Annotated in this window: 1 protein-coding gene; it reads right to left on the reverse strand. The window is 74.2% G+C overall.

What is annotated here, in order from left to right:
* Nucleotides 1-22: 22 nt before the first annotated feature.
* A complete protein-coding gene (locus E1298_RS10455) occupies nt 23-13,714 on the reverse strand; it encodes an amino acid adenylation domain-containing protein (protein ID WP_341770612.1) in 13,692 nt (4,563 codons plus the stop codon).
* Nucleotides 13,715-13,718 lie beyond the last annotated feature (4 nt).

Below are 13,718 nucleotides of genomic sequence, written 5' to 3' on the forward strand. Positions count from 1 at the left end.
GAGGCGCCGACACCGCACGTGGTCAGCCGGTCCCCGTGTTCTCGATCGACGCGTCCTCGACCGGGCCGACCCGCGCCTGCGGGTCGGCGGCGAACCGGCGCAGGATCTCCCCGAATCGGGTCGCGATCCCCTCGGCGGCGTCCTGGCCGAACACGTGCCGGTGGTATTGCAGGCCCACCCGCAGGTGCGGGTCCTCGATCGCCGCCACGCCCAGCGGGTAGTGCGAGCCGCTCGCCATCCCGATGCCGGTGATCTCCACGCCGGCGACGGTGTTGGCCTCCCTCATGCCGGCCCGGTCGATGGGATAGGACTCGAACACCACGAGGGTGTCGAAGCGGGCGCCCGGCCCGGCCGCCTTCGCGATGCCGGACGGCCGGTGGTGATGGTGGTCCAGCAGCGCGGCCTGCCGGGCCTGCACCGCGGCCGCCAGGTCGGCCAGGGTGGCGTCGGGCGCGCACCTCACCCGCACCGGCACGTTGTTGATGAACAGGCCGATCATGGAGTGCGCGTCCGGCAGGGTGGACGGACGGCCCGACACGGTCGCGCCGAACACCACGTCCTGCCGTCCGGTCAGCCGTCCCAGCAGGACGCCCCAGGCCACCTGGACGACGGTGTTGAGCGTGACACCCAGTTCGGCCGCGCGCCGCGCCAGCTCGCGGGCGTCGTCCACCGACAGCGGGACGTCGGCCACGCCGAATCCCGCCCAGCCGTCCGGCGACGGCGTCTCGGGGACGAGCAGCGTCGGCCCGCCGAGCCCGTCGAGCTCCGCCGCCCACGCCCGCTCCGACTCCTCGTGGTCCTGCTCGGCGAGCCACGCCAGGTAGTCGCGGAACTCAGGCGCCGGCGGCAGTGCCGACGGATCGCCGCCGGCCCCGTAGAGGTGCAGCAGCTCCTGCATGAACAGCGGGCCCGACCATCCGTCCAGCAGCACATGGTGGGTGGAGAAGACCAGCTCCGAGCGTTCCGCGCCCAGCGTGACCAGCGCCATCCGCAGCATCGGCGGCGCGGCGGGGTCGAAGTGGGTGCCGAGGTCGTCGGCCAGGAACCGTCGCAGCGCCTCCTCGCGCTCCGCCTCGCCCAGCTCGCTGAGATCGAGGTGCCGCCACGGCAGCGGGACGCCGTCGACCACGAGCTGGACCACGTCCCCGGACTCGGACGCGACGAACGCCGTCCGCAGGTTGGCGTGACGGTCGAGCAGGGCCTGCGCCGCCGCGCGCATCCGGTCCGGCTCCACCTGACCGGACAGATGCAGCACCATCTGCATGTGATAGGCGTCGAACGTGGTGCCGACCTCCATCGCGTGGACGAGCAGCTCCGGCTGGAGCGGGGACAGCGGCCACACGTCCGCCAGGCCCGGGTAGCGTTCCCGCCACACCTCCAGCTCGCCGGGGCTCACCCGCACCAGCGACGTGCCGGACGGGTCCGGGCCGCCGGTGCCGTGCTGTGCCGCGCGCTGGGCGAGCCCTTCCAGCGCGGCCGACCAGAGGCCGACCAGCTCCTCCACCTCGTCACGGGACAGCACTCCCGTGGGGAAGGCGACCCTGGCGTTCAGCCGCGGGCCCTCCTCACCGTCGGACACGTAGGCGTTCACGTCCAGCACCGACAGAGCCGGGACCCCCGGGTCGGGCTCGGCGACCAGCTCGGCCGCGTCGGCGGCCTCGGCCCAGCCCATCCCGCGCAGGCTCCCGGGCATGTCCGCCGCGGAGAACCGGCCCAGGTAGTTGAAGGCGATCTGGCCCGTGGAGTACGGCTCCAGCTCGGCCGCGGTCTCCGGGTTCAGATACCGCAGCAGCCCGAAGCCGATGCCCTTGTCGGGCAGGGCCCCCAGCTGCTCCCCGACCGCCGCGACGACGCCGTCCGCGGCCGGGCCGCCGGTGAAGACCTCCTCCGGGTCGGCCTCGCCGATGTCGAGACGGGCCGGGAACACGCTGGTGAACCAGCCCATGGTCCGGGACACGTCCGCTCCCGGCACCACCTGCTCCTCCCGGCCGTGCCCCTCGACCCGCAGCAGCACCGACGACTCGGCCACGCCCCGCCGCCGTCGCCACTGGACGACCGCCAGCGCCAACCCGGCCAGCAGGCCGTCGTTGACCCCGCTGCGGAACGCCGCCGGGAGCGCGGTCACGACCGCCTCGGTCAGCGGCGCGGGCAGCCGCAGCCACACGGCGTCCACGGTGGACATGACGTCCACGGCCGGATCCAGCCGCCGTGCCCCGAGCAGAGGGTCCGGGCCGTCCATCACCGACCGCCACAGGGGCACCTCGGCGACCCGCGCCGGGTCGGCGGCCTCCTGGGCGAGCGCGTGCGACCACCGCCGCATCGAGGTCCCCACCCGGGGTAGCTCCGGCGCCTTCCCGGCCCGCACCCGCTCCCAGGCGGCCGCGAGGTCCGGCAGCAGGATCCGCCACGACACGCCGTCCACCACCAGGTGGTGCAGGACGATCAGCAGCCGCCCCGGCCCGGGGTCCACCGGCGCGAACCACACGAACTGCGCCATGACCCCGGCGGCCGGGGAGAGCCGGCCGTTGGCCGCGTTCAGCTCGGCGGCGGCCAGCTCCCGCCACCGCTCGTCCCACCGGCCGTCGCAGTCCACGCGGCGGATCAGCCCCGCCGCCTCGACCGAGCCCGGCGCGTCCACCTCCAGGGTCCCGCCGCCGGCGGGCACGAGCCGGGACCGCAGGACGTCGTGGTGGTCCACGACCGCGCTCAGCGTCGCGGCCAGCCCGTCGCGGTCGATGCCGTCCGGCAGCTCCACCATCATCGACTGGGAGAACCGGTCGAACCCGGTTCCGAGCTCCCGGATCCACCGCGCCACCGGCGGCAGGGGCATCGGCCCGACGCCGCCGCCCTCGAACTCCTCCAGGGTCGCGCTCGCGCCGGACCGGCCGTTCACCGCCTCGGCCAGCTTGGCGACCGTCCGGTGCTCGAAGACGTCGCGCGGGGTGATCTCCACGCCGTGGGCCCGCGCCCGCGAGACGACCTGGATCGACTGGATGCTGTCCCCGCCCGTGGCGAAGAAGTCGTCGTCGATCCCCACCCGCTCAAGCCCCATGACCTCGGCGAAGACGGCGGCCAGGACCTCTTCCGCGGCGTTTCGCGGCGCCCGGTAGAGCTCGCCGGTGAACTCCGGGTCCGGCAGCGCGCCGCGATCGACCTTCCCGTTCGGCGTCATCGGCAGCCGGTCCAGGACGACGAACGACGATGGCACCATGAACTCCGGCAGCCGCCCGGACAGGAAGCCGCGCAGCTCGCCCGCCGAGACCCCGGAGCTCAGGTCGAAGCCGCCGCCGCCGAGCCCCTCGGAGCCGCCGGTCTCCAGGAGCCCCACGGGCACCACGTAGCCGACGAGCTGCCTGGCCCCGCTCGTCCCGGCGGCCTCTCGGACGACCACCACGGCCTGCGCGACCCGGGGGTGCGCCGCCAGGGCCGTCTCGATCTCCCCCGGCTCGATCCGGTAGCCGCGCAGCTTGACCTGCGTGTCCACCCGTCCGATGAACTCCAGCTCGCCGCCCGGGTGCCACCGGACGAGGTCGCCGGTGCGGTACATGCGCTCGCCCGGCCCGCCCCACGGGCAGGCCACGAAACGCGAGCCGGTCAGCCCGGCCCGGCCGAGGTACCCGCGCGCGAGCCCGGCCCCGGCCACGTACAGCTCGCCCGCGACCCTCTCCGGGACGGGCCGCAGGAAGGCGTCCAGCACGTACACCCGGGCGTTGGGGATCGGCCCGCCGATCGTCGGCGCCCGGCCGTCGCCCACCAGGGACTCGCAGAGGGTCGGCATCACCGTGGTCTCCGTAGGCCCGTAGGCGTTCGCCATCCGGCGGCCCTTCGACCAGACCGCCACCAGCTCCGGCGAGACCGGCTCTCCGGCGACCGTCAGGGTGGTGACGGTGGGCAGCGATCCCGGCGGCAGCGCCGCCAGCACCGAGGGCGTCATCAGGACGTGGCTCACCCGGTTCGCGTTGATCGTCTCCACCAGCGGCTCCCCGGCGGCCAGCTCGTCCTGGCCCGCCAGGACGAACGCGGCGCCGGAGAACAGCGCCATGCACATCTCCCACACCGAGGAGTCGAAGCTCGGCGAGTTGAACTGGAGCACGCGGCTCTCCGGGGTCACGTCCAGCCCGCCGATCTGGGACGCGAGCAGGCTGGCCAGCCCGACGTGGCTGACCACCACGCCCTTGGGCAGCCCGGTCGATCCGGAGGTGTAGATGACGTAGGCGGCGTTGGTCACCGAGAGCGGGGCGAGCCGGTCGGCGTCGCGCACCGGGCCCGATTCGGCGGCGGCCAGCGCGGTGATGATGTCCGGGTCGTCCACGCGGACCATGGACCCGGCGCGGTCCGGGAGCTGCTCCGCCGTCGCCGCGTCCGCGATCACCAGGTGCGCCTCGGAGTCCTTCACCATGAACTCGATGCGGTCCGCGGGGTAGGCGGGGTCGACCGGCAGGTAGGCGCCGCCCGCCTTGGTCACCGCCAGCGCCGCCGTCCACAGCTCCGGCGAGCGCGGCAGCGTCACCGCGACCACCGACTCCGGCCGCACGCCGCGCTCGATCAGCAGTCGGGCGAGCCGGTTGGCCCGGTTGTCGAGCTCCCGGTACGTCAGCTGCTTCCCGTCGTGCACCAACGCGACCGCGTCCGGCCGCTCGGCCACCTGGCGCTCGAAAAGCTCGGGGATCGTCCCCACCTGCACCGGGACGGCCGTGTCGTTCACGCCTCGCAGCAGCCGGTCCCGCTCGGCCGGATCCAGCACGTCGACGGAGCCGACCGGCATGGCGGGGTCGGCGACCAGCTGCGCCACGACCCGCACGAAACGCGCCACGACGCTCTCGGCCGTCTCCCGGTCGAACAGGTCCGTGGCGTATTCGAGCCGGCCTTGGATCCCGTGCCCGGGGAGGTCGAACATGGCGAACTCCAGGTCGAACCTCGCGACGCCGGTCGAGACCGGTTCGAGCCTGGCCCGCGCGCCCCGGAAGTCGAAGTCCTCCCACGCGATGTTCTGCCAGGCGAACGCCACCTGGAACAGAGGGTGGTAGGCGGTGGAGCGCTCGGGGTTCAGCAGCTCGACCAGCCGCTCGAAGGGCGCGTCCTGGTTGTTGTAGGCCGCCAGGACCTTGTCGCGCACCCGGTCCAGCAGGCCCTCGAACGTGGGGTTGCCCGACAGGTCCGTCCGCAGCACCCACGTGTTGACGAAGAACCCCACCAGGTCCGTCAGGGCGTCGTCGGTCCGGTTGGCGATCGGCGATCCGACCGTCACGTCGTCCCTGCCGGTGAGCTGGTGGAGCAGCACCGCCAGCGCCGACTGGAGCACCATCGCCACGGTCATGCCGTGCGCGCGCGCCAGTTCCTCGGCCGCCGCCAGAACCTGGGGCTCCACGGTGAACTCGACGGAGTCCCCGCGGTAGCTCGCCACCGACGGGCGGGGACGATCGGTCGGCAACGGGAGCGGCTGCGGGACGCCCGCCAGTTCGTTGCGCCAGTACCCGAACTGCTGCGCCGCGACGCTGCCGGGGTCGTTCTCGTCCCCGAGCAGGTCACGCTGCCAGAGCGTGTAGTCCACGTACTGGACGGGCAGCTCCGGCCACTGCGGCGCGCTACCGGCGACCCGGGCCGAATAGGCCGTCGAAAGGTCTCGCACCAGGGGCGCCATCGATTCGCCGTCCATGGCGATGTGGTGGATGAGCAGCACCAGCACGTGCTCGTCCGGTCCGCAGCCGAACACCCACGCCCGCAGCGGGATCTCCGTCGCGAGGTCGAAGCGATAGCGGACGGCCTCGGCCACCGCGGCGTCCACGCCGTCTGGGCCGACGTCGACCGCGGGGACTTGGACCACGGCCTCGTCAACAGGCAAGACCCGCTGGAACGGGACGCCGCCCTCGTCCTCGACGATCACCGTCCGCAGGGTCTCGTGGCGCGCCACCACGTCCCGCACCGCCGCCTCCACCGCACCGGCGTCGAGCGCGCCCGTCAGCCGGACGCGCAGCGGGGAGTTGTAGGTCGCAGACGGGCCCTCGAAGCGGTGGATGAACCACAGCCGCCGCTGCGCGAACGACAGGGGCAGCCGGTCCGGCCGCTCCTGCGCGCGCCGCAGCCTCGGCCGCACCCACAGGCCCGTCGACAGGTGCTCGACCAGCTCGGCGACGGACGGCGACTCGAACACCGCCTTGATCGGGATCTCGACGTTCAGCTCGGCGCGGATCCGGCGGACGAGCCGGGTCGCCAGCAGCGAGTGCCCGCCGAGGTCGAAGAAGTTGTCGTCGGCGCCGACCCGCTCCAGCCCCAGCACCTCGGCGAACAGCCCGCACAGGACCTCTTCCCGCGCCGTCCGGGGCGCCCGGCCGACGAAGCCGCCGGTGTAGTCGGGCGCGGGCAGCGCCCGCCGGTCCAGCTTCCCGCTGGAGTTCAGCGGCACCTCGGGGATGGCCATCACGGCAGACGGCACCATGTACTCGGGCAGCCGCCCGGCCACGTGACCGCGCAGGACGGCCGCCAGCGTCTCGCCCTCCCGCGCCCCGGCCGGCTCGTTGGCCAGCGTCCGGCCGACGCGCCCGGACGGCACGAACCCGCCCGACAGCACCCGGCCGGCCGCCCGGCCCTCGGGGAATACGATGACGTCGAAGCACTCCACGGCGTTGGTCGACCAGGTCACCAGCGCCTCCCAGCCGTGCCGGGCCGCCCAGTCGCGCACCTCCTGCGGGTCGGCCTCCCGGTGGGCGGTCGCCGGCGCGTCGATCAGCGCCGCCGCGGCGGCCGCCTCCACCTCGCCGGTCAGCCTGGCGTTCGGGATCCGTGCGATCCGCACCGGCGCGCCGCCGTGCGCGCGGAGCAGCTCGGCCATCCCGGCGAGGTCCCCGAGCTGCTCGCCCCACACCCAGGCCGGGATGTCGCCGAGCGGCAGGGCGTCCACCGGGGCCTTGTGCAGGACGACCTCGTAGCGGTGCCGGGTCAGCTCGTTGTGCGCCCGCCCGTCCTTGAGGCGGATGTCCGCCGCGCCGGCGCCGTTCCTGTCGGCCCAGCGGGTGAACCATTCCGGATCGAGCAGCAGTTCCTTCTCCGCCCGCATCGCCTTGGCGACGGCGGCCCGCACCACCGACTGCGCCGCGTCCGGGTGCCGCGCCCGCTGCACCCCGGCCCGCAGCAGCCGGAACGAGCCCGCGTTCCGCACGTCCCCGACCACGATCCGGCCGCCCGGGGCGAGCAGGTCCATGGCCTGCCGCAGCACCCGGTCCAGGTAGGCGGCGTCGGGGAAGTACTGCACGACGGAGTTCAGCACCACCGTGTCGAAGTGCCCGCGTGGCAGCCCGGACGCGTCGTCGGCGGCCTGGCACCGCAGCCGCACCCGCTCGGCGTGCCCGGCCCGCTCGACCTGGGCGCGCAGGCGGTCGACCACCGTGGCCGAAAGATCGGTGGCCCAGTACTCCGCCCCGTCCTCCTCCAGGGAGGGCACGATCTTCGACATCAGCAGCCCGGTGCCGACGCCGATCTCCAGGACCCGGCGGGGGGACCACGCCATGATCCGCTCCACCGCAGCGTCCCGCCAGGCCGCCATCTCCGGCAGCGGGATCGGCCCGCCGGTGTAGGCGGAGTCCCAGCCGCCGAAGTCCTCGCCCCACGGCGCGTCCGAGGACGCGTACACGCGCTCGTGGACCTGCTCCCACGCGGCGACCTTGCCGGCCGCGCCGCCCATCCGGGCCCCGGCCTCGCTCGGCACCACGTACGCGACCAGCCGCCGGTCACCGGCCGGGTCTCCGTTCGCGACGACCCCGGCGTTCGCGACGACCCCGGCGTTCGCGACGACCCCGGCGTTCGCGACGACCACGGCCCGGTCGACGGCGGGGTGCGCCGCCAGCGCCGCCTCGATCTCGCCCGGCTCGACCCGGAAGCCGCGGATCTTGATCTGCGCGTCCGCGCGGCCGGCGTACTCCAGCCGGTCGGCGGCGTCCCAGCGGACGAGGTCGCCGGTGCGGTACATCCGCTCGCCCGGCCCGCCGAACGGGCACGCCACGAACCGTTCCGCGGTCAGGCCCGCCCGTCCCACATATCCCCGCGCCAGCGCGGGCCCGGCCACGTACAGCTCGCCGACCACGCCGCGCGGCACGGGCCGGAGCCCGCCGTCCAGCACGTAGACCCGGGTGTTGGCGATGGGCCCGCCGATCGGCGGCACCCGGCCGTCCCCCTCCAGCGGCGGGCTCATCGTGGCGCACACCGTGGTCTCGGTGGGGCCGTAGGCGTTGATCATCCGCCGGCCCGGCGCCCACGCCGCCACCAGGTCCGGCGAGGACGCCTCGCCCGCCACGACCAGCGACTCGACCGTCTCCAGCGCGCCGGGCGCCATCGCCGCCAGCACCGGCGGAGGAAGCGTCACGTGCGTCACCCGCTGGGCGGCGACCGTCCGCTCCAGCGGCGCGCCGGGCGCCAGGGCGTCCTTGTCCGCGAGGACGAGCGCGGCCCCGGACAGCAGGCCCATGCACATCTCCCAGACGGACGCGTCGAAGCTGGGCGAGGCGAATTGCAGCACGCGGCTCTCCGGCGTGACGTTCAGCCGCTCGGTCTGCGCCGCCAGCAGGCTGCTCAGCCCGGCATGGGTGACCGCGACGCCCTTGGGACGGCCGGTCGATCCGGAGGTGTAGATGACATAGGCGGTGTTGGCCGCCGACAGGGCGCGGAGCCGATCGGTCCCGCCCGGTGCCATAGAGCCGGTGGTGTCGGTGTCGGTGTCGGTGTTCAGGACGGGAACCGTGAGGTCGGGCAGCCGCTCCCGGGTCGCCGTGTCGGTGATCATCAGGTGCGCCGCCGAGTCGGCGACCATGAACGCGATCCGGTCGGCGGGGAGGGCGGGGTCCACCGGCAGGTAGGCGCCGCCCGCCTTGAGCACCGCGAGCACCGCGACGATCAGCTGGGGCGAGCGCGGCAGCGCCACCGCCGCGACCGTCTCCGGGCCCACGCCGCGCTCGGCCAGCGCCCGGGCGAGGCGCTCGGCGCGGGCGTCGAGCTCGCGGTAGGTGAGGGACTCCGCGCCGAACACCAGCGCGGTCTCGTCCGGCCGCTCGGCGACCTGGCGCTCGAACAGCCCGGGGATCGTGCCCTCGTCCACCGGGGCGGCGGCCGCGTCGTTCACGCCCGCCACCAGCCGGTCTCGCTCGGCCGGGTCCAGGACGTCCACCGCGCCCGCGGGCAGTTGCGGGTCCGCCACCACCTGCCGCAGGACGCGGGCGAACCGGGCCGCGACCGTCTGGAGGTCGTCCCGGGCGAACAGGTCCTCCTGGTACTGCATGGCGACCCGCAGGTGCGGGTCCTCGAAGGCCAGCACGGCCAGCGGGTAGTGGGTGCCGCCCGCCGTCTTGATCCCGGTAACGCCGACCCCGCTGCCGGTGCCCGCGTCCCTGAGGCCCGCGCGGTCGATGGGATAGGACTCGTATCCGATGACGGTGTCGAACAGGGCGCTCAGCCCGGCCGCCCGCTGGATCTCGGCCAGCCGGTGGTGATGGTGGTCCATCAGCGCGGCCTGCCGGGTCTGCAAGCCGGTCATCAGCTCGGCGAGAGGGGTCGACGGGGAGCACCGCAACCGCACCGGCACCGTGTTGATGAACAGCCCGACCATGGAGTCGACGCCCGGCACCGAGGGCGGACGGCCGGACACCGCCGCGCCGAACACCACGTCCTGCCGTCCGGTGAGCCGTCCCAGCAGCACGCCCCAGGCCACCTGGACGACGGTGTTGAGCGTGACGCCCAGCTCGGTGGCACGCCGCGCCAGCTCGCGGGCGTCGTCCACCGACACCGGGACGTCGACGACGGCGGGCGCCTTGCCGATCTCCTGCGCCCTGCCTCCGGCCATCAGGGTGGGCTCGTCGACCCCGTCGAGTTCCGCCGCCCACACCCTGGCCGACTCCTCGTGGTCCTGCCCGGCCAGCCACGCCAGGTAGTCCCGGAACTCCGGGGCACCCGGCAGCGCGGACGCGTCGCCGCCGGATCCGTAGAGCCGCAGGAGGTCCTGTAGCAGCAGCGGCAGGGACCATCCGTCGAGCAGCACGTGATGGGCGGTGACGACCAGTTCGGAGTGTTCGGCGTCCAGCGTGACCAGCGCCATCCGCAGCATCGGCGGCGCGGCGGGGTCGAAGTGGGTGTCGCGGTCGTCGGCCAGGAACCGCTCCAGCGCCTCCTCGCGCTCCGCCTCGTCCAGCCCGGCGAGGTCGACGTGCCGCCACGGCAGCGGGACGCCGTCGACCACGAGCTGGACCAGGTCTCCGGACTCGTCATTGACGAACGCCGTGCGCAGGTTGGCGTAGCGGTCGAGCAGGGCCCGCCCCGCCGCGCGCAGCCGGTCCGGGTCCACCCGGCCGGACAGATGGACCACCAGCTGCATGTGGTACGCGTCGAACGCGGAGTCGGCCAGCATCGCATGGAACAGCAGTCCCGCCTGCAACGGAGCCAGCGGCCACACATCGGCCAGGCCCGGGTAGCGCTCCCGCCACACCTCCAGCTCGGCGGGGTCCACCGGCACCAGCGGCGCATCGGAGGGACTCCGCCCGCCTCCGCCGTGCCGGGCCTCTCCGGCCGGGTCCCCGGTACCGGCACGGGCCTCCAGCATCTCGGCCAGCCTGGCGACCGTCCGGTGCTCGAAGACGTCGCGCGCGCTGATGCCGACCCCGCGTGCGCGCGCCCGCGACACCACCTGGATCGACCGGATGCTGTCCCCGCCGGCGGCGAAAAAGTCGTCGTCGATTCCCACGCGATCCCGTTCGAGGACCTCCGCGAACACCCCGGCGAGCGTCTCTTCCACGGCGTTGCGCGGCGCCCGGTACGCCTCTGCGGCGAACTCCGGGTCCGGCAGCGCCCGCTGGTCCACCTTGCCGTTCGGGGTCAGCGGCAGCCCGCCCAGCACGACGAACGCCGACGGCACCATGAACTCCGGCAGCCGCCCGGACAGGAACCCGCGCAGCTCGCCCTCCGACACCCCGGCGCTGAGGTCGAAGTCGAAGTCGCGGACGTCCGTCACGTCGCCGAAGCCCGCCTCGTCGGCGCCCACGGGCACCACATAGCCGACCAGCCGCGCGGTCTCGCCCGTCCCGGCCTCGCGGACGGCCACCGCGGCCTGCGCCACCCGCGGGTGCGCCAGCAGGGCCGCCTCGACCTCGCCGGGCTCGATCCGGTAGCCGCGCACCTTCACCTGCGCGTCGGCCCGTCCCCGGTAGCGCAGCTCGCCGTCCCGCGTCCACGCCACGACGTCGCCGGTGCGGTACATCCGCTCGCCCGGAGGGCCGAACGGGCACGCCACGAACCGCTCGGCGGTCAGGCCGGCCCGGCCGACGTACGCCCGGGCCAGGCCCGTCCCGGCCAGGTACAACTCGCCGGGCACCCCGGGAGGCACCGGCGAGAGCCTTTCGTCCAGGACGTAGGTGCGCATGTTGTCCATGGGACGCCCGATGGGGACGTCCCCTCCGTCCCCGGTGGCCCCGGCGGCTCCTGCGGTCGCGTCCTCCGGGGTGCAGGTGGCGAACACCGTCGTCTCCGTCGGCCCGTAGGCGTTCACGAACACGGTGTCCGGGCACGCCTCGCGCGCCCGCTGGAACGCCGCCGCCGAGGCGCGCTCGCCGCCGATCCAGACCTCCCGCAGCCCTGCCAGGCAGGTGACGTCCTCCTGGACCAGGAGGTTGAACAGCGCGGTGGTCAGGAACACCGAGGTCAGCCCGTGCTCGGCCACGTACGCGGCCAGCGTCCCCGGGTCGAGGACCCCCGGCCCGGCCATCACGAGCCGCCCGCCGCGTAGCAACGGGACCCAGAACTCCCAGACGGACGCGTCGAACGTCGGCGCCGAGTGCAGCAGGATCCGTTCATGCGCGCCACCGCGCCAGCGCCGATCCAGGGCCAGTCCCGTGAGGTCGGCGTGGGTGATCGCCACGCCCTTGGGGCGGCCGGTCGACCCGGAGGTGTAGATGATGTAGGCGGTGTTGGCCGCCGAGAGCGCGGGGAGCGGGCCGGTCCCGCCCGGCGTGGTGGCGGCGCCGGTGCCGGACGTTCCTGTGTCGGACGTGTCGGACGTGTCGGACGTGTCGGCGCGCAGCACCGGTATCGCGAGTTCGGGGAGCCGTTCCCGCGTGGCGGTGTCGGTGAGCATCAGGTGGGCTGCCGAGTCGTCCACCATGAACTCGATGCGGCCCGCAGGGTAGTCGGGGTCGACCGGGAGGTACGCGCCGCCCGCCTTGAGGACGGCCAGCAGGGCGACCGCCAGGTGGGGCGACCGCGGCAGCGCCACCGCGACGACCGTCTCGGGGCCCACGCCGTGGGCGATCAGGGTTCGCGCGAGGCGGTCGGCGCGGGCGTCGAGCTCGCGGTAGGTCAGCGTTCCGGCGCCGGAGACCACCGCGATCTCGTCCGGCCGCCCGGCGGCCTGGCGCTCGAACAGCCGGGGGACCGTGACGGTCTCGACCGGGTCGGCGGCGGTGCCGTTCACGCCCGCCAGCAGCCAGTCGCGCTCGGCCGCGTCCAGGACGTCCACCTCGTGGACGGGCAGCCTGGGGTCCGCCACCACCTGCCGCAGGACGCGGGTGAACCGGGCCGCGACGGCCTCGGCCGTCTCCCGGTCGAACAGGTCCGTGGCGTATTCGAGCTGGCACCGCAGTCCGTGGCCGTCCGGATGCTGGGCGAAGCTGAACTCCAGGTCGAACTTCGCGGTCCCGGTCCGGACGGTCTCCAGCGTCGCCCGCGTCCCGGGCATGTCCACGTCGAGCCGCGCATGGCTCTGCCAGGTGAACGCGACCTGGAACAGGGGGTGGTAGGCGGTGGAGCGCTCGGGGTTCAGCAGCTCGACCAGCCGCTCGAAGGGGGCGTCCTGGTTGTTGTAGGCCGCCAGTGCCTTATCGCGCACCCGTTCCAGCAGGCCATCGAACGTGGGGTCGCCCGACAGGTCCGCCCGCAGCACCCACGTGTTGACGAAGAATCCCACCATGTCGGCCATGGCCTCGTCGGTGCGTCCCGCGATGGAGCACCCGATCGTGACGTCCTCGCCCCCGCCCAGGTGGTGCAGCAGCACCGCCAGCGCCGACTGGAGCACCATCGCCACGGTCACGCCGCGCTCGCGGGCCAGCTTCTCCATCGCGGTGTGCAGCGCGGGCTCAAGGTGGAATTCGAGCATGTCGCCGCGGCGGGTGGCGACCGGCGGGCGGGGACGGTCGGTCGGCAACGGCAGCGGCTGCGGCACGCCCGCCAGTTCGTTGCGCCAATACCCGAACTGCTGCGCCGCGACGCTTTCGGGGTCGTTCTCGTCCCCGAGGAGTTCGCGCTGCCAGAGCGTGTAGTCCACATACTGCACCGGCAACTCCGGCCATTGCGGGGCGCGCCCCGCGACGCGGGCCGAGTACGCCGCGGAAAGGTCCCGCACCAATGGCGCCATCGATTCGCCGTCCATCGCGATGTGGTGGATCAGCAGCACCAGCACGTGCTCATCGGGCCCGCAGCCGAACACCCACGCTCGCAGCGGGATCTCCGTCGCCAGGTCGAACGCGTACCGGACGGCCCCGGCCACCGCGGCGTCCACGCCGTCCGGGCCGACGTCCACCGCCGGGACATCGACCACGGCCTCGTCAACAGGCAAGACCCGCTGGAACGGGACGCCGCCCTCGTCCTCGACGATCACCGTCCGCAGGGTCTCGTGGCGCGCCACCACGTCCCGCACCGCCGCCTCCACCGCACCGGCGTCGAGCGCGCCCGTCAGCCGGACGCGCAGCGGG

The organism is Actinomadura rubrisoli, from assembly GCF_004349215.1.
GTDB lineage: Bacteria > Actinomycetota > Actinomycetes > Streptosporangiales > Streptosporangiaceae > Spirillospora > Spirillospora rubrisoli.